The organism is Pseudomonas petrae, from assembly GCF_021728295.1.
GTDB classification, from domain to species: Bacteria; Pseudomonadota; Gammaproteobacteria; order Pseudomonadales; family Pseudomonadaceae; genus Aquipseudomonas; species Aquipseudomonas petrae.
This window is the reverse complement of record NZ_JAKJXE010000002.1, coordinates 298,343-316,185: the sequence shown is the minus strand read 5'-3', so window position 1 is coordinate 316,185 and position 17,843 is coordinate 298,343. Positions and strand designations below refer to the sequence as shown.

The 17,843-nt window shown below is 56.7% G+C and carries 12 protein-coding genes and 1 pseudogene; 4 read left to right on the top strand and 9 right to left on the bottom strand.

All coding sequences use genetic code 11. From position 1 onward, the window contains the following. Nucleotides 1-144: 144 nt before the first annotated feature. Nucleotides 145-3,630, bottom strand: a complete 3,486-nt coding sequence (locus L4G42_RS04975) for an indolepyruvate ferredoxin oxidoreductase family protein (protein WP_237259405.1) — start codon at nt 3,628-3,630, stop codon at nt 145-147. A gap of 211 nt (nt 3,631-3,841) precedes the next feature. Here L4G42_RS04975 and L4G42_RS04970 point away from each other — a divergent pair, with 211 nt between their 5' ends. The 3 genes from L4G42_RS04970 (at nt 3,842) to L4G42_RS04960 (ending at nt 6,594) form a co-directional block, all read left to right on the top strand. Continuing rightward, nucleotides 3,842-4,309, top strand: a complete 468-nt coding sequence (locus L4G42_RS04970; protein ID WP_065990584.1) for an Lrp/AsnC family transcriptional regulator — start codon at nt 3,842-3,844, stop codon at nt 4,307-4,309. 447 nt (nt 4,310-4,756) lie between these two features. Then, a complete protein-coding gene (locus L4G42_RS04965; protein WP_419789331.1) occupies nt 4,757-5,296 on the top strand; it encodes a DUF4880 domain-containing protein in 540 nt (179 codons plus the stop codon). A gap of 155 nt (nt 5,297-5,451) precedes the next feature. Then, the gene (locus L4G42_RS04960; protein ID WP_237252030.1) at nt 5,452-6,594 is read left to right on the top strand and encodes a M14 family metallopeptidase; all 1,143 of its coding nucleotides are present in this window, start codon (nt 5,452-5,454) and stop codon (nt 6,592-6,594) included. A 92-nt stretch (nt 6,595-6,686) separates the two neighbouring features. Here L4G42_RS04960 and L4G42_RS04955 read toward each other — a convergent pair whose 3' ends face one another. Together L4G42_RS04955 and L4G42_RS04950 are read right to left on the bottom strand one after the other, a co-directional pair. Beyond that, nucleotides 6,687-7,232 (bottom strand): cytochrome b, encoded by a 546-nt coding sequence (locus L4G42_RS04955; protein ID WP_237252029.1) that lies wholly within the window; start codon nt 7,230-7,232, stop codon nt 6,687-6,689. After that, a complete protein-coding gene (locus L4G42_RS04950; protein ID WP_237260598.1) occupies nt 7,229-8,314 on the bottom strand; it encodes a catalase family peroxidase in 1,086 nt (361 codons plus the stop codon). The genes L4G42_RS04955 and L4G42_RS04950 overlap by 4 nt, the downstream gene beginning before the upstream one ends. Nucleotides 8,315-8,448: 134 nt before the next feature. Between L4G42_RS04950 and L4G42_RS04945 the strand changes: the two are divergent. Next, nucleotides 8,449-8,652: pseudogene (locus L4G42_RS04945) on the top strand (IS630 family transposase); the annotation flags it as partial. 247 nt (nt 8,653-8,899) lie between these two features. Here L4G42_RS04945 and L4G42_RS04940 read toward each other — a convergent pair. From L4G42_RS04940 to L4G42_RS04915, 6 genes are read right to left on the bottom strand one after another with little or no spacing between them, the layout of a single operon-like run. After that, nucleotides 8,900-9,748: an aminotransferase class IV gene (locus L4G42_RS04940; protein WP_237259403.1), complete on the bottom strand. Its 849-nt coding sequence runs from the start codon at nt 9,746-9,748 to the stop codon at nt 8,900-8,902. 51 nt (nt 9,749-9,799) lie between these two features. Then, a complete protein-coding gene (locus L4G42_RS04935; protein ID WP_237259402.1) occupies nt 9,800-10,687 on the bottom strand; it encodes a phytanoyl-CoA dioxygenase family protein in 888 nt (295 codons plus the stop codon). A gap of 12 nt (nt 10,688-10,699) precedes the next feature. After that, complete coding sequence (locus L4G42_RS04930) at nt 10,700-11,635, bottom strand: hypothetical protein (protein WP_237252025.1); 936 nt, start codon at nt 11,633-11,635, stop codon at nt 10,700-10,702. 37 nt (nt 11,636-11,672) lie between these two features. Then, a complete protein-coding gene (locus L4G42_RS04925; protein ID WP_237259401.1) occupies nt 11,673-15,047 on the bottom strand; it encodes an ATP-binding cassette domain-containing protein in 3,375 nt (1,124 codons plus the stop codon). A 5-nt stretch (nt 15,048-15,052) separates the two neighbouring features. Continuing rightward, a complete protein-coding gene (locus L4G42_RS04920; protein WP_237252023.1) occupies nt 15,053-16,138 on the bottom strand; it encodes an AraC family ligand binding domain-containing protein in 1,086 nt (361 codons plus the stop codon). A gap of 24 nt (nt 16,139-16,162) precedes the next feature. Beyond that, the gene (locus tag L4G42_RS04915) at nt 16,163-17,326 is read right to left on the bottom strand and encodes an ATP-grasp domain-containing protein (protein ID WP_237252022.1); all 1,164 of its coding nucleotides are present in this window, start codon (nt 17,324-17,326) and stop codon (nt 16,163-16,165) included. Between the last annotated feature and the right edge of the window lie 517 nt (nt 17,327-17,843).

Below are 17,843 nucleotides of genomic sequence, written 5' to 3'. Positions count from 1 at the left end.
TCTTCCCGGCTAAAGCCGGTCCTACTAAAGCATCGCGCGCAGCCAGTGAGATAGGAGTGAACTCGAATTGTGGGACCGGCTTTAGCCGGGAAAGCGCCAGTCGACACGAAATAGGAGGAGGCCTGAACGACCTCCTCCCATTCTTCACGCCGCTACTTCATACAGCTTCAGCACTTCAACCTCGCCACTGACCAGACTCTGGCGCATCCGTGCCGCCTGCAGTGCCGCTGCTTTCATGGCGCTTTCCTTGACGTGACCATAACCGCGAATGCGCTCCGGCAGGCGCGCCAGGTTCAGCGCGGTGTGCCGGTTGCCTGCGCTCAGGTGGCCGAGGATCAGCTCGATGTCGCCCACATAAGCATCAATCAACTCGCGTTCCTGACGACGCTCGACGCTGCGGCCGAACGGATCGAGCACCGTGCCGCGCAGGAATTTGAAGCGCGCCAGCACATCGAACGCCTTCAGCATCCACGGCCCGAAACTGCGTTTGCGCGGGGTGCCGTTGTTCGGGTCGCGCTTGGCCAGCCAGGACGGTGCCAGGTGAAACTCGATGCGGTAATCGCCTTCGAACTGCGCTTGCAGCTGACGGGTGAAGTCGCCGTTGCTGTACAGCCGCGCCACTTCGTACTCGTCCTTGTAGGCCAGCAGCTTGAAGTAGTTGAACGCCACTGCCTCTGTCAGCGCAGGCGGCTGGCCCGGGAACAGCCGTGCTTCGGCATCCCGCACACGATTGACCAGCGTCAGGTAGCGCTCGCTCAGCGCCCCATTCTGATAGGCGATCAAGCCGTGGACGTTGCGCGTGACGCGCTCTTCCAGAGTCAGGTGCTCAGGGTCCGGCGTTGGCTGGGTCTGCGGATTGGCGGCCGCCTGTACCGCTCGCAAGTCGAACGCTGCACGACGCCCCCACAGGAACGCCTGCTGGTTCAGATTGACCGCCACGCCGTTAAGCTCGATGGCTTTTTCAATGGCCGCAGAGGTCAACGGAATCAGTCCCAGCTGGAAGGCATAACCCAGCATAAAGAGGTTGCTGGCAATGCTGTCGCCCATCAGTTTGGTCGCCAGGTCCGTCGCTTGCACAAAGTGCGTTTTTTCAGCGCCGACGGCTTCGCGGATGGTCTGCATCATCGCTTCGGCCGGGAAATCGGCGTCGGGGTTACGGGTGAATTCGGCGGTCGGCGTCTGCTGACTGTTGATCACCGCATGGGTTTTCGCGCTGTTGAGCTTGGCGATGGCATCGGGGCCGGACGCCACCAGCAGGTCGCAACCGAGCAGCAGATGTGCCTCACCGGCGGCAATGCGCACGGCAAACAGATCTTCCTGCCGCGCGGCGATGCGAATGTGGCTGACCACCGGGCCGAACTTCTGCGCCAGACCCGCCTGGTCGAGCACGCTGCAGCCTTTGCCTTCCAGATTGGCTGCGTAACCGAGCATCGCACCGACGGTGGTCACGCCCGTTCCGCCGACGCCCGGCAGCAGAATGTTGTAAGGCTGAGTGAGGCTCGGCAGTGTCGGCTGCGGCAATTCAGCGAACGCCTGGGCCTGCTTGGGCAACTGCGGCTTGCGCAGCTTGCCGCCATGCACGGTCACGAAGCTTGGGCAGAAACCCTCGACGCAGCTGAAGTCCTTGTTGCACGCGCTCTGGTCGATTTCGCGCTTGCGCCCTTCCGGGGTTTCCTTCGGCAGCACCGACAGGCAGCCCGACTTGACGCCGCAATCGCCGCAGCCTTCGCACACGGCCGGGTTGATGATGGCGCGTTTATCCAGATCGACCATCGTGCCGCGTTTGCGGCGACGGCGCTTTTCCGTGGCGCAGGTCTGGTCATAGATGATCACCGACACGCCTTTGAACTCACGCAACTCACGCTGCACGGCGTCCAGGTCGCTGCGGTGGTGGAAGGTGGTGATCGGCGCGAACTGATCGCGGCTCGGGTATTTCTCGGGTTCGTCCGAGACCAGCGCAATGCGCTGCACGCCCTCGTTGAACACCTGCCGACTGAGCTGATCCACCCGCAGCACGCCGTCGATGGGCTGCCCGCCGGTCATCGCGACGGCGTCGTTGTAGAGGATCTTGTAGGTGATGTTGACCTTGGAAGCGACCGCCGCCCGCAGCGCCAGGTGCCCGGAGTGGAAGTAGGTGCCGTCGCCAAGGTTCTGGAACACGTGGGGCGTCTCGGTGAATGGCGCCTGGCCGATCCAGGTCACGCCCTCGCCGCCCATCTGGGTGAAGGTCTCGGTTTCCCGGTCCATCCAGATGGTCATGTAATGACAGCCGATACCGGCCAGGGCGCGACTGCCTTCCGGTACGCGGGTCGAGGTGTTGTGCGGGCAGCCCGAGCAGAAATGCGGGGTGCGCTGGGTGTTGAACAGCGGCGCAGCAAGGGCCTTTTCCTTGTCGGCCAGAAACTGCAGGCGCGCGTCGATTTTCGGGCTGCTGTAGATCGGCGCAAGGCGTTTGGCGATGACCCGGGCAATCATCGCCGGCGTCAGTTCGGCCAGGTTGGGCAACAGCGAACGGCCCTCTTCATCGAATTCACCGACCACACGAGGACGCTGATCCACCGGCCAGTTGTATAGCTGCCCGGTGAGCTGATCCTCGATCACGCTGCGTTTTTCCTCGACCACAAGGATTTCATCCAGCCCTTCAGCGAAGCCGTGCACCGACACCGGCTCCAGCGGCCAGCTCATGCCAACCTTCAGCACACGAATGCCCACCGAAGCGCACAGGTCCTCGTCGATACCCAGTTCTTCCAGGGCCTGACGCACGTCGAGGTACGACTTGCCGGTGGTGATGATGCCCAGGCGCGGCTGCGGCGAATCGATGACCACCTTGTTGAGGTTATTGGCCCGGGCGAACGCGCGGGCGGCGTAGATTTTGTAAGTATTGAGCCGCGCCTCTTGGGCGAGCGGCGGATCGGGCCAGCGAATGTGCAGGCCGCCTTCGGGAATCTGGAAGTCTTCCGGGATGTGCGTCTGGATGCGCAGCGGATCGACTTCGACCACGGCCGAGGAATCGACGTTTTCGGCGATGGTCTTCATCGCCATCCAGCAACCGCTGTAGCGTGAAAGCTCCCAGCCGATGATGCCGTAATCAAGGATTTCCTGGACGTTGCTGGGGTTCAGCACCGGGATCATCGAGGCGATGAAGGCGTGTTCGCTCTGGTGCGCGATGGTTGAGGATTTGCAGCCATGGTCGTCGCCAGCGAGGATCAGCACGCCCCCATTTTCGGCGACGCCGGCCGAGTTGCCGTGCTTGAACACATCGCCGCAGCGATCAACGCCCGGGCCTTTGCCGTACCAGAGGGCGAAGACGCCGTCGTATTTGCCGTGGGGGAACAGATTGACTTGCTGACTGCCCCAGACCGCCGTGGCGGCGAGTTCTTCGTTTACGCCGGGCTGGAAATGAATGGCGTTCTGCTGGAGATAATCCTTGGCGTCCCACAGGCTCTTGTCGAGGTTGCCCAACGGCGAGCCACGGTAGCCGGAGATAAACCCGGCGGTGTTGAGCCCGCGGGCTTCGTCGCGCTGTTTCTGCAGCATCGGCAGGCGGGTCAGCGCCTGGGTTCCGGTCAGGTACAGATTGCCGGTTGCGAGTCGGTACTTATCGTCCAGACGAATATCAGCCAGGGACATTCAGGCACTCCTTTGTTTTTATTAGTGCGTTTTGAATGCGGCGCCAACGGCTTTTGCAGCCTTGCCAGCGCCTCGCCGCCAGGACGGTTCAGCCCAACGGTCACAGACAAAATACTGCCTGCCCGGCGCAGGCTTTTTCTTCCTAAATTGGCGAGAATCTGCTCATATCGTGCATGCCCGTTCCCATTCAAGAATAAAAAAGGGTCAATTCATGCAGGTTAAGCTCAGCCCCATCGATCGCAAGATTCTCCGTCTGTTGCAGCACGACGCCAATCTCTCCGCCGCCGAGATCGCCGAGCGCGTCGAACTCTCGCAATCGCCCTGCTGGCGGCGCATCAATCGTCTGGAAGAAGAAGGCATCATCGAGCGCAAGGTCGCCCTGCTCAACCCGGCCAAACTCGGGCTGACCATGACCGTGTTCGTCGACGTCAAGCTGTCCGGGCACGGGCGCAAGTACCTGACGGAGTTCGAGGAGGCGATCACCGGATTTCGCGAAGTGCTGGAGTGCTACACCATGGCCGGGGACATGGATTTCCTGCTCAAGGTGGTGGTGCAGGACATCGCCAGCTACGAGCGCTTTTTGCGCGACCACCTGTTGCAAAGCCCCCATGTGCAGGAGGCGCATTCGAACATTGCAATGAGTGTGGTGAAGCGCACGACAGAATTGCCGATCGACTGATATGCCGATTGACTGAGAGGCGAAGCAGGAACCGCCCACGGGCAAAAGCTATTTTCACTGGGGCGCGAAAAAAGCATTGACTCTCAAATGGGAATGATTATTATTGAGCGCAACCGGTCGCGAGACTGGTTGGTAACCCAGAAGCCTTAGGTCGGCTTTCGGATTATCTCCTCATCAGGCTAATCACGGTTTTTGACCCGGCTTATTGCCGGGTCTTTTTTTTATGCCCTTTTCGGGTCTGGGTTCGGCCGGGTGTTGCGTCTTCAGGCTAATGAAGAAGGTTCGACAGTGATCTGTCTTTCGATGGCGCGCATCATAGCAAATGGATCGAGCGATGAACCGTCGCTGCTGTCAAAAACTGACACATTCAGTAAAAGCTTCCAAAAAATCCGAACACACCCCATTGTTTTCCGCGACCGCCGCTATTCAAACAGTGAGCAAGACGCCATGACTCAGCCGCTCGACTCGTTGATGACCGCCTCCGCCCTTGCGCCTACGCTGGGCGCAAGCGCCGAAACCGACCTGTACCGACGCCGGCTGCAGCGACTGCCGCGCAGGGTTCAGCAGGTGTTTCTGCTGAGCCGCCTCGACGACCTTTCCTACACCGATATCGCCCAACTGCTTGACGTGGATGCCAGCACCGTCGAACGCTGCATGATCGCGGCGCTTGAGCGTTGCGTCAGCGAACCCGCCGAACATGATCCGGCCCGGGAGATTCTGCTTCAGGCCCTGCGCTGGTACGTGCACCTGCAAAGCCCCCAGGCCACGGCCAGTCAGCGCATCGAGTTCCGTCACTGGCTCGATGCCGATCCCCGACACCTGGCGGCGTTTCAGAACAGCGAGCAGTTCTGGCGCACGCTGTATGCACCCGCCGCCATTCTGGGCGCCAGCGGCTGGCATCGGCGCAGACCGCGCGTTTATTTCGGCTGGCTGCTGGTGACGATGCTGCTGTGCGGCCTGCTGGTCACCGCCGAGGCTTACAGCTAAAGCCGGCCCTGACTCTTTGGCGAAATATTCTGTCGCCGTCCTTCGACCTGATGCGTGTAAAGTAATTGTCATAACAGCCCAGCGAGGCAATCAGCCCAGGTCTTGATTGCTTCCCGATGGCCTCGTGTTAGCAATCACGCAACCAGGACTTTCCCGTGACTCAAACCGTCCTTACCCTCTCCGCCGACTTCGACAGCGGTAACATCGTCGTGCTCGACGCCAGCAACCCCAAAGCGGTGCAGCTGGCGATACGCCCGGACACCCGAAGCCCGCATTTCCAATGGTTCCACTTCAAGGTTGACGGCCTGCACATCGGCGAGCCCCACGGCTTCAGCCTGAGCAACGCCGGCGAGTCGAGCTACAACCGCGCCTGGACCGGCTACAACGCAGTGGCCTCCTACGATCAGAACACTTGGTTCCGCGTGCCGAGCCAGTTCGACGGCAAGGCGTTGAACTTCGAGCTGACGCCCAGCGAAACCCAGGTGTGGTTCGCCTACTTCGAACCCTACAGCCGCGAGCGCCACGACTGGCTGGTGGATCAGGCGCTGAGCAAGGCCGGCACCGAGCTGCTGGCCACCGGCAAGAGTGTCGAAGGCCGTGACATTCCGCTGCTGCGCAAGGGCGACGGCGCGGCGGGCAAGCGCAACATCTGGATCATCGCGCAGCAGCACCCCGGCGAGCACATGGCCGAGTGGTTCATGGAAGGCATCATCGAACGGCTGCAGGAAAACGACCCCGAGTTGCAGGCCTTGCTGGCCTCGGCGGACCTGTATCTGGTGCCACACATGAACCCCGATGGCTCGTTCCACGGGCATCTGCGCACCAACGCCCAAGGCAAGGACCTGAACCGCGCCTGGCAGGACGCGACACCCGAGCTCAGCCCGGAAGTGTTCTTCGTCAAAGCGCAGATGGAAAAATACGGCGTGGACATGTTCCTCGACGTGCACGGCGATGAGGAAATCCCCTACGTCTTCACCGCCGCCTGCGAAGGCAATCCGGGGTACACCGACGAGCAAGCGCAACTGGAAGCTGATTTCCGCGCGCGGCTGGGTGGCTTGACCCGGGACTTCCAGAGCCAATACGGCTATCCGAAATCGGCGCCGGGCAAGGCCAACATGAACCTGGCGTGCAACAGCGTCGGCGAGCGCTACAAGTGCCTGTCGCTGACGCTGGAAATGCCGTTCAAGGACAACGATGACGCACCTGATATCGTCACCGGCTGGTCAGGCCAGCGCTCGAAACAGCTGGCCCGCGATGTGCTGACCACGCTGGGGCGGATGGTGTCAGTGCTGCGCTGAGGCGTGAGCTGACATTTATCATCCTGCAGAAACGCCATCGCCAGCGGGTTTGTGCCCGCTGGCGATGGCGTCAATCGCGGTGACGACAGGCATTAACCCCGCGATTTCCCCCGCAACATGCTGTCCAGCACTTCATCCCTCCTCACCCAGCCGTGAAACAGCGCAGCGGCCAGATGCGCCATAATCGTCAGGAAGAACAGGTACGCCAGGTAGGCGTGGGCTTTGCGCAGCAGCGCGAAGGTTTCCGGGTTGGCGCCGACGATGGACGGCAGGCGCACCGAGCTGCCGAGCATGACCGGATCCCCGGCGGCTGAAATCATCGCCCAGCCAATCAGCGGCATCGCCAGCATCAACGCATACAGCACGTAATGCGACAGCTTGGCGGCCAGCGCCTGCACCGCCGGCAAGTCAGCGGGTAACGGCGGCGTTTGGGTGGTGACACGGACGATGATCCTGACGATGACCAGCAGCAGAATCGCGATGCCCAATGGCTTGTGCAGATTCAGCAGCCACTCGTGGCGCTCGGACACCGAGGCCACCATGCCGGCGCCGATGAACAGCATGGCGATGACCATCAGCGCCATCAGCCAGTGCAGCAGGCGCGCCAGTGGGGCGAAATGCTTGACGGGCGTACTCATGGCTGTTTCTCCTGGGCGGGCTCGGCTTTCAACTGATCGACTTCACCGGTGCGACGCATGTATGACGCGGCGTAGGCTGCCGAGCGCGCGGCGAGCAGCGGGTCATCCGAGCCTTCAATGCCACTGGGCAGGATCAGCGGGTCGTAATTGATGTCGCGGCAGTCGCCATTCAGTTGCGGGCTGTCGGAATTAACCACCAGGGTCCCGGCGTCCACGGTCTTGTGCTCGCCGGACCAGGCTTTGGACGCATCGTTGGTCGGGTCCTGAGGGTTGGCCAGCGTCAGTACCAGCTTCCAGCGCTGGGGTCCGCTGGCAAGTTTTTCGCTGAGGTCCTTGTCCAGATAGTCCTTGGCATCCGGCGCCGGTGCCGTATCGGTGGATTCCGGCACCAGACTCCAGCGCACCGCCTGACGCTTGCCGCCGGCGTCCACCAGCACGAAGGCGTTGACGCTGTTGTAGGTCTCGGTGACGAAGCTGGCCGAAGGCTTGGCGGTCTTGACCCAGGCCAGAAACGGCTGGGCTTCCGGGTGCGCGGCGAAAAACGCCGGGGGTTTTGCAGGGTCGGGCTTGCCGGTCTTGGGGTCAGGCCCGGTGGCAATTTGCAGATCGATGAAGGCCTCGGGCGTCCCGACCGGAAACACCGGCATGCTGTTCATGCCGGTGCGCCACTGCTGGCCATTGGGCTGGGTGAACTGCACGGCGAAACTGCGCAGGGGCGCGGCGCTGTCGGGAGAATACGGATTGCCGGTGGGCACGGCCAGACGGCCGATCACCGGCGTGCGCCCGCTGGCGAATACTTCAGCTTTGGACAGGCTGGCAGCGGCGCCATTGCTCTCGAAGTAGCCGGCGACGCAGATGCCTTTCGGGTGGTTACGGCGGTAACCGGGGTGAACACCGTTGTTGCGCTCGAACACGTCAACGACGCGCGCTGGCGTCAGTCGCTGCGGGTCGAGGCTGCCATTGACGTAGGCAAACGCGCCGGCGGCGACCAGTACGACCAGGCCGATGCCGGCCAGACCCGCCAGTTTCGCGGACGTGCTCAACGGGGGTTTACGGGGATACGGTGGTTCACGGTCGATCATCGATGACACTCCGGGCTTCTAGCCTCTGGGAAACAGCGGATGGTGTAGGACGAGCGCCTCGTCGCTCTCCATTGTTTATAGGCAATTTCTTGGCATCTATCGACGCCAGCGCCTTTTTTCTCAGTACCTCGGCGTACCGGCGTAACGGCAGTTTCAGTTCGGTCCGCGTACCGGATAGCTCTATTACCACGATCCTGGTCCTACGAAATGAGCAAGGGACGCGCTACCGTTGGATCACAAACGGAAAGGATATTTTGAGCAAAACACAGCGAGCCCGTGGGGCAATGGCCCCACAGGCTAATGGGTGGAATAGTTCGAGAACATCAAACTCGAAGTAGCTGAATCAAGCATTGAACAGCATCACCTAATTGCCGATGACACTGTGATCAAAGGCCTACGCTGGTGCTGAGTCAATCGCTGGCGATACCGGTTTCGACCCAAGTGCCCTACCCCCCTGAACGTGGCTTCATTGAGGGGCTGAGCGAAAATATTTCTCTTCGAGGGAGGCCCCTGGATTCGAGCATACGTGTAAGTCCTCGATATTTGGCGCCCGATAAAAAACGTTGAATAGGCTCCCCCAGCCGGTTAGCACGAGGCGCGCATCACGTTTTTTTTGTATTCCGCGACCAGCCATGCGACGCATGAACTCCTTTCATAAACGACGTCATCAATTTGGCAGACCTCGTTGATTTCCATGGCGGTGCCACATAGAAAGGCGCTGTCAAAGTGGCCCAGTTCCGAGCAGGAGATATCGCGTTGCACAACCTGCAAATCCAGTGTGTGAGACAGTTCTTCAATGATGACGCGACGGGTAATACCTGCCAAGGCCATTTCGGTGGTCGGCGTAATGAGTTGGTTTCCCTTTACAAAAAAGATGTTGGATCCACTCGACTCGCAGACGGTGTCAGTCGTCGAAAGGAACAGCACATCGTCGAATGCGTCACTTTTGTCACGAAAGCTCAAGAAGCTGAGCGCATACGTGGACGAGTTCTTCGCCTGATAGGGGTGACAGTGAGCGGGAGCTCGGCGCCAATTGGCAATCGTCAGACGGTAAGGTGTGGTGGCGGACTTGGGTGCGAATGGCAGGACAAATATCACCACTTTGGTGCGACAGCCACGCCCCATGAAGCTCACGTCGGCGTTGTCATAGAACACGACGATTTTGATGTAAGCGTCTACAAATTCGTTGCGCACCAGAAGTTCATTGCAAACGTCGGTCAGCATGGCGTTACTGTAGCGCAACTCGTGTTTAAACAACTGCGCCGACTGTTGCAGACGTTGCAGATGTTCCTCGCATTTGAAAATGTTTGCGCCGTAACTGCGCATGCCCTCGTACACCGATGAGGCATAAGAAAGCGAGTGAGTGTCAGGCGAAAAAGTCATCTGATCCGCCTGGAAGTATTGGCCGTCCAGCCACGCGATCGCCGTAGTCATGGTCCATTCCCTAGTTGATGATTAACGTAGTCTTTGTGGCAACGCGGGGGTTCAGTAAGTGACGACTTCACGTGCAGTCAGTGCATTGTAGAACTCGCCCTTGACCAAGCCTTCGCCTTCGTAACTGTTCGGACGTCCACCTTGAAGCTCAAGCTCTTTGAGGATGGACTCGTAGTCGTCAACGGGGAGAATCCTGAAGTCCATGCTCACGCGCGTCATGTTCTCAGTGTTCTCTGCGGTCCCGTGTAATACCCGAGGATCGAACATCAGACACTGGCCATAACGAAGGTTGACTGGCATGGCGTCCGTCTGAAGCTCTGAGATCAATTGTGGCCGTTGCCTTGCATAATCGAAAAAAGCGACCCGGCTGTCCTTGTATTGGTCGTATCTGTATTCCTGCGTTTGGGCGAAAGATTTTAGGGTGTGGATGCTGGCGTGCTTCGAGCAAACGCTGAGTGCCGCTGTATTCTTGACGTCGCAAAATGGCAACCACATGTTGATTTGCTGGAAGTAGTCACCCAACAGGGTGTCCGAGTGGTGGGTGAATAATTCACCGTCCGGAAGCCTGTAACGATCATCCAGTTTCCCGGGGATGTGGTACCGAACTAACGGGTTATGTTCGAACACGAAATCGAAACCCAGGTGTTGGCTAAGCCAATTAACAAATTTATAGTACGCTTCGATCATGGGCGCACCCAGTGTTTGTAGTGGGTCATGCCAATGGCCGGAGTCCTCTAGGTGCTGACTGATTTTTTCCCGACTAAGGCATTCATGAATCTTGTTCAGCGAAAAATCATTCCTGAGATTGTAGACATCGACCAGCGTCTGCTGAAGTGTCCCGGACAGGTCAAAGGTCGACGTTGGATAATCCAGTATCGTGGTGCCATTCTCTATGACATGTTCGCTATCGAGCTGCCGACCTATATCAAAAAAAGACATAATAACTCCTTGTTAGCTGTCTCTCTTGGTTGAGAAATCATGCATTTGTTTTTGCTGACTCGTTCTGATGGGGATTAGCCAGTTTTCCAGGTCGACCACCCGGTTGGAACCCATACGTTTTTTTATATCAATGGCGCCGCGACCCAGACAACTGATTTTGTATCCCAGTTCGTCAGCCACTCGGTACAGCTGGTAGTAATCGCTGACATACAAGTTAATCCCCTGCGGCACATGGCTGCGATTTTGACCTTGTACCAATTGGGAAAAAACATTGCATCGCTCATCCGCGTAGCTCAGGGAGCCATAGACAGGCACATTGCTTACTTTTTCGTAGTTCATTTTTATGTAGTACTTTGAACCTTCTGTTGAGCGTGCCAGCGCCTGCATCGCCTCGAGTGAGTATAAATTCCTGACGTGCTGATATTTTTCCACGTTGAACGACTGCAGCGTTGAAAAAGCCTTCAGTACGTTGCTGTCTTCAGGCAACTCGCTAAGGCGATACACTTCCGTATGGCAAAATTCCTCAGCCCTCCGGGTCAGGCGTACCATTTCTTTATACGACTTTCTGCCCATAGTCGCGAGCAGGCAATCGTCAAGTTTCCCCTCAACGCGCAGATACGCGACCTGCATGAAGGGCACCGGGATGATGTCTGTTTCGTATTGCTGGCGCAGCGATCTGCCGGTCTTTTCCAAGGAGGGTACCAATAGCCAGTCGGCGGTATGTGCGTCTTGTATCAATCGATTCAAGAACGCCGGCTCTGGCTGCGCGGTGACCGGCAGGTAAAAAAAACCGGGCGCCACATAGGCCTGTTCCTGATGCAGGGCGCTGTGCTGATCCACCGTCCCTTTAAGCGTTGCTTCCCAGTGGGCAATCTCGCTCAAGGGCAGTTGTGGGTGAGAGACGCCATAACTGATACAAAATGCATCCCGCTGCGCGTGCAGCTCCATAGTAACGATCCTTATCTAACGGCTTGTGGGGATGTGCTTATGCTATTTTTTCAACCATGCGCTTTTCATGGTTGAAATTGAAGTTCTTGTTTCCCAGCATGGAAAGTTCAGGGTTGTGCGTGATGATGAAAAATAAGGTTTGCGGCAGCGCAGTAATCACTTTCTTGATGAGTTGCAGTTCTTCGGCATTGCTTAGCTCCGATGTCGCCTCGTCGAGTATGGCAATGGCCGGGGTATTGATAGTCAGGTCAAGCAGCGCGAGTCGCTGAAGTTCCGACTTGCTCAGATGTATTTCACCACTCCAGGGAACCTGTTGATTGAAACCATCCGGCAAGCGCTCGATAATATCCGAAAGTCCAAGATACGCCACTCTCTGATAGAGCGCTTCACGTGACGGGCTATTGAAATGTTCGACCAACAACCCCGGTTTGAATATCGGACTGGATGTCAGTAACTGCACCTCTTCGGTATGTTGTCGTGCCAGATACCCATCAGTGCCACCCAGTGTAGAGACCTCCCCCAGACTTGGCAGCAAGCTGCCCACCACAAGATTGGCAAAGGTTGACTTACCAACGCCGCTCGCCCCCGTGATCACAACCACATCATGCTTATGAAACACCTGGTCGAATTGTTCGAGCACCGTTGTTCCGCTGCGCGGGTTAATAAAAGTGACGTTTGAAAACGACACCAGTGGCGCTTTTTCACCAGCCTGTTGGCGTTTTGGCGCTGTCGCCGGGAAGGCGCCAACCACCAGGCGATCGGCACTGTCGAGGACTTGCCGCAGTTCCACCGCACATCTGCCCAAGCGGGCAAAGATCGCAATCAGGCTGTAGGAGAGACTCACTGCCAGCACGGTAGCAATGGTGGTTGTGCCGGTGGTGTGAAAGTAAATCGTTGCAGCCACGATACCGGACAGGAAAAAAAAACCCATCAGGTCCAGTTTGTAGCTGTACCAGCGCCGCGTCGCGGCGTTGTCCAAAGAAGCGAATGCCCGAGCGGACAGGCTGGCGCTCAACCAGGCGAGGATACTTGAATTGCTCATGCTGCTTTCAAATCGGCCGCCATCCCAGTTCAGCGCTTGAACGCGTGAAAACAACACGGAGGTCGCGTCGATTTCCCGGATATTGGACCTTTCCAGCAACTCGCCGGAGCGTCTTGCCCCCCGCCAGTAACAAAGGCCGATTAGAGTCAACGGGAACAGTACGTAGATGCTGTTGAGGACGACGTAGCCCGTGGTAATGAAAAGCAAGGTTGCCGCGCTGATGGTTTCCAGTAACAGGACGGGCAACACTTCATCGACGCGCCGCTGGTCCCATGTCAACTTGTTTTGGCTGTCGCGGTTGATTTCCTGGCTCAGGCACTCATCCAGGCTAGGGTTCATAAGATGAGAAAAGTAGCGGATGCATTGTGCTGACGCCGCCTCAATACCTTTCCTGACCGTCATTAACGCCCCGAAAATTGACAGTAATGCACTCGCAACTAAAACGCCCGCCAGTCCGATCAACGATGCCTGCAGGTGAGTGCTCAGATGACCGCTGGCGATAAGGTAGTCGCCGGCAATGGTCAACACTTCCTTGAGCGCCAGCAAGGTGAAGGCAATCAGCGTACTGGTCCCGATACCAAAACCAATAAGGCTGCTCATCATTGACCTGGAGCTGACGTGAGGCTGCTCTGTCGGGTCGTTTGCCGTCGAGCTATCTGCCTGCGTCGCCGACCAGACAGAAACAGGAATTTCAGTCGATGCGGCGGCAAGTCGAGAGCACGGGGCCCCATGAGGGATTTGCACGCCCGTGATCGTGCCGTCAGAGACAGTCCAGACTTCCTCGGCGGCGTCTTTCTCTTCGGGTTTGTCCGTGACGAACATCACATTGGTGTCGCGCCACGGGCCTTGCAGCAGTGAACTCAACAATTCCGCAGCTAGCGTTTCGTCTAGCCCTGAGGTTGGCTGATCAATGTAGATCCAATCTGGCTGTGCCACCAAAGCTCGGACCAGTTCGATGCGTTTCCCCTGACCTCTCGAAACGTCCCACTGGGTATTCCTGCCATGGCTCCGTTCATTGAGGTAATCGAGGTAAAACTGCTCGGGCAAGCGTGCAAAGGCGATGGCGTTTCGCACTTCTTCGTCTGATAAGTCGCGGCGATACAGGCTCACGTTTTCGCCAAGACCTCCGCCAAATATCCACGGTTCGTCCGGAATGAAGATTGCCTGGCCGGAAGCCTCTGGAAAACGTTGCGCACATCTCCTCAGCAGGGACGTCTTGCCACTGCCTGCGGCACCGACGATAGCGATATGTTTTGCCTTGGTGGAAGGCATTGTTGGCATTTCGGGAGGGGGTGTACCGGGCTCGCTGCCATCAAGGTACTGCTCTATATGCCTGTGACCGACAAACCCTTGAGAGATGCTTTGCACAATGTCCGGGATGATATTGGCGACCGATCTTAGTCCACCGATCAGTGCGATGGCCGCAAGCACCCCTGGCGCATCGACGCGGCCCAAGTAGACCAGTTGCAACAGCGCCGAGCTCAACAGCGCGGCGATAGGCGTCATTGTCGAGATCAGGCTAATCCCTGCTACCAGACGGGCAGCGTGTTTTAGCGAGGCTTCTTCAAGGTTTCGTTTGGTGGCATAGTCCCGAATGAACTCGGCATTCCAGTTTTTCAGCCAGACCTGGCGCCGATTTTTTGTTGCGAATGCCCCTATTTCTATGCGCTGAGTGGAGTTCAAAGAAAGCTGTTCATAGGTCATGCTCAATCGCTGGGCAATCCAGAAAACGGTCAGTGAACTGCCGGCAATCACGGCCAACGCGGCCACTGCACTGACACCCAAGGCAAAAAAGAAAAACGTGGACGTGAAGATGACCGTTGCGAGCGCCAGGATGATCGTCACCAATCCTGACCATGATGATTCGACACGTGCCGCTTCACGATCAAACAATGTAGTAAGGCTGAGTGGGAAAGCGTCGTTCTGTGCAGCAGTCCTTTTTAGTAAAATCCGTTGTTCCACATAAGAACGACTGCCGACACCGACCAGCTCAGCCAGAAAGAATGTGTGGTTGAGTGCCAGCCAGGCGCAGTAAGTCAGCGCCAGGCAGGTGGCGCCCTGCGTGATGTTCGAAAGAGCTGGCGAGTCACTCTGCATGAGTTGCGTCAGCAGTGATTTGAGGGTGATTGCGGCGCCAAACGCCGCCGCGGTATGCACCCCGATCGCCACCAGTGCCAACATCATTTCCCGTTTGAGGGCTGCAAAAATCCTGATATGCAGCCGTCCTTTTCTGCTTCTCCGCGCATCATGTATGACCGCTTTGCACCAGCGTTGCCAGCGGTGAGCGTGAACGGAATGTGCATCTCGATTTCGTTCAGGCTCAGGTGTCCGAAACCACAGGATCGTCTTCAGGATTTCTGCAATCTTCATGAGGATCAGCTATATACCGGCGCAGGTTGAGGAGCGGTAGGTGTTGCGCGCATCAGGTGATCCGAACAGGCGATATCGGCAAATCGATCGCACAGCAGGATGATCATGTTCCAACCCTCGTTCAGGGTTTCACGCAGCTCTTCTATTTCCGTTGGCGACGCCTGGTTCAACAGTTCCACGCCCATGCTGACGTGGCTCCCATCATCTTCACCGTGTTCCTGGAAGTGAGGCATGCTGGCGAATACCCGAGCGGCCTCGCTATGAAATATCTCACCGCTGCCTTCCAGTACTACATGCATCAACAGCGTCTTGACCATGTCGCTTTTGTAGAGCATCTGATGCCTGAACCATTCCATGATGGAATGAAAGGCGGCATCCGAGACGGGCGAATGGTGGGTATCACGCTGATTGCGCAGGTTGTTGTTATGCCCCAGTTCTTCCACCAAATGTTCAATAGCGATTTTCTTGTGCGCAGGATCACGGGTCATCGCCACTCGGATATGCAGCAGGTCTTGAAACATGTCAGACCAGGTCTGCAGGCAATCGAGAAGTTTTTCGCGCACATCCGGTTGATCGATCAAAGGCGAATTGACCAGCGACACCAGTCGGCTGATCTTAAAGCTTTCCAGATAACCCTCGTTATCGCGCATCAGCGCATCAGCGGGCTTCGCAGTATCTTTTTCCTGAGGTTTGAAGACGACGTTCGGTCGTGTGGTGTCTTCGTACAGGGCCTTGCCATTAAATTGGATGGACAGCGCCCAGAAACCCTCTAGAGTGCCTTTGAAACCATGCAAAGAATGGGGCGGCACCAACACCATATCACCAGCTTCAATACCGCGTTCGGTCGCCCCCAGGGTCATCCCGGTACCGTCACAAATCAGAATCAGGCTCGCTTCGGGATGTTGATGAACCGACAGTTCCTGATCCTTCTCGAGCCGAACCCAACTAATAGCCAGCTCACTTTGGGACGGAATGAACTCAGCAAGCGCAGGATGCTGGGAGAATATCTTTACAACGCCCAAATCGTGAGAGGTGCCATTCACCATAACGCTGTTGAGGGTTTCGATATCGTTGCGGGAAATGACTTCCATATCTGCTGCTCCATTTGTTAATAGTTAGCGTGCAAAACTTAGTTGATTCAGACGATCGATAGCGGTGTAAAACTTTTTTCGGTCATGGCTGGCGATAACCACCAGTCCGACTTTGTCATCATTGGTGTGTGGCCTACCCAGCGGTGGATTGGCCTCGCCCATGACCAACCTGATAATATCCACTTCCCGCAAGCAGTCCTTGAGAAGCTCTGTATCCAGCGGCTCGTAAAAAAGATGAGAGCCAGCGAACTCGTAATGTACCGATTGTTCTAAACTGTTGTTTTCGACGGCACAGCTGTGGAACTGCAATGTTTCCCTGAACAGGTCAACGCCCGTCGTGAGTTCAACCAGCAGCCCAATGTAATCGCCACCCACTCGATTATTGATCTCTATCAGATGAAAATGCCCATCCGCGATGGTGACCTCAATATGGCAAGGACCGTGTGTATGGTTGATAGCCATTAATAAGCGCTCACAATAACGACTCAGTTGCTTGAACGTGTCACTGTCGAGATTGTCTGGTGAGATAATGTGCTGCTCTTCTGCAAGGGATGTTTGGTAGAGCTGTTTGTTGGTGACCGCCAGGACACGGTGTTGCGAATCGATGGTCAGTGTTTCGACGCTCACTTCCCGACCGTTCAGAAACTCTTCCGCCAGCATGACAAAATTTTCCTGAGGCAGTCCTTCTAGCGTACGCTGCAGAGACAGTGGGTCCTTAATGATGAAGACGTTTTCGCTCCCTGAGCCCTTCGGGTCTTTCAGGACGATTGCGCCTGCATGGCGGTTGAAAAAACGTTCGACGTCGGCGCGAGTTCGGCAGGTTTCACTATTGACGGCGAATTCGGTGTCTTCAAGTCTGGTGCGCATCAAGGCCTTATCGATACACGTTTCGCATGTGTCGAAATCCATGCCTGCAATCGCATAACGCTGGCTGGCGCGTGCCGCCGGCAGCAACCCGTCTTCGGTGAATGAAAAAATAAAATCAACAGGTTGAGTCGTTAAGATTTCATCCATTTTTTCAAGCACGGTGGCTTCGGAGAAATCACTGACAAGGTGAATCTTATCGGTCAGTGCCTTGAGGTTGGGACCGACGGAGTCAGCCAGTTGCAAGACCGTGAAATCAAAACCTAAGCCACCATAGTGCATAAAAGTTTCATCATGTCCGCCGATCATCACGATATTCTTCATAATATACCTTCAATAAATCACTCCACCCAGAAGGGTCGAGCGTGCAGGGAATAGTGTGACACCCGTTAACGGCGCGCGAGTTAAGTGATGCTTCGACACTGATTCATGTTGGCAAATAAACCTTACGCGTTTCGGCGACGAAACGAACGACTACAGGTACGCGCACAACATGAAAATTATGTGGTAGGCTTTTTTGAGTGTATCGAGCGATCATCAGCCGACGAACAATTGGCAGATGCGGAGGACGCAATGATAAATATCGTCTTAACCGTGTTGAGGGAGACTGATGAGGCGAGGAGTGATCTGAGTGAAAATGCAGCGCAGCAGTACACGCATTCATAGGGGCGGTATAAAACATGACAATCCTTTGTGCATTTATATTTTATTGTCTGCAATGTGCAGGATCCTACCTGACGACTGATAATTTCACGGTCGTTTCTGAATGTCAATACAGGAGAAGAGTTGAAGGTTATTGCTGGGGGGCTAGACAGAATCAAGCGGTAAGTCGATACAACTG

Coding starts and splice junctions, on each gene's coding strand:
- L4G42_RS04975 (WP_237259405.1), bottom strand. CDS start 3,630: ATGTCCCTGGCTGATATTCGTCTGGACGATAAGTACCGACTCGCAACC.
- L4G42_RS04970 (WP_065990584.1), top strand. CDS start 3,842: ATGCAGGTTAAGCTCAGCCCCATCGATCGCAAGATTCTCCGTCTGTTG.
- L4G42_RS04965 (WP_419789331.1), top strand. CDS start 4,757: ATGACTCAGCCGCTCGACTCGTTGATGACCGCCTCCGCCCTTGCGCCT.
- L4G42_RS04955 (WP_237252029.1), bottom strand. CDS start 7,232: ATGAGTACGCCCGTCAAGCATTTCGCCCCACTGGCGCGCCTGCTGCAC.
- L4G42_RS04950 (WP_237260598.1), bottom strand. CDS start 8,314: ATGATCGACCGTGAACCACCGTATCCCCGTAAACCCCCGTTGAGCACG.
- L4G42_RS04940 (WP_237259403.1), bottom strand. CDS start 9,748: ATGACTACGGCGATCGCGTGGCTGGACGGCCAATACTTCCAGGCGGAT.
- L4G42_RS04935 (WP_237259402.1), bottom strand. CDS start 10,687: ATGTCTTTTTTTGATATAGGTCGGCAGCTCGATAGCGAACATGTCATA.
- L4G42_RS04930 (WP_237252025.1), bottom strand. CDS start 11,635: ATGGAGCTGCACGCGCAGCGGGATGCATTTTGTATCAGTTATGGCGTC.
- L4G42_RS04925 (WP_237259401.1), bottom strand. CDS start 15,047: ATGAAGATTGCAGAAATCCTGAAGACGATCCTGTGGTTTCGGACACCT.
- L4G42_RS04920 (WP_237252023.1), bottom strand. CDS start 16,138: ATGGAAGTCATTTCCCGCAACGATATCGAAACCCTCAACAGCGTTATG.
- L4G42_RS04915 (WP_237252022.1), bottom strand. CDS start 17,326: ATGAAGAATATCGTGATGATCGGCGGACATGATGAAACTTTTATGCAC.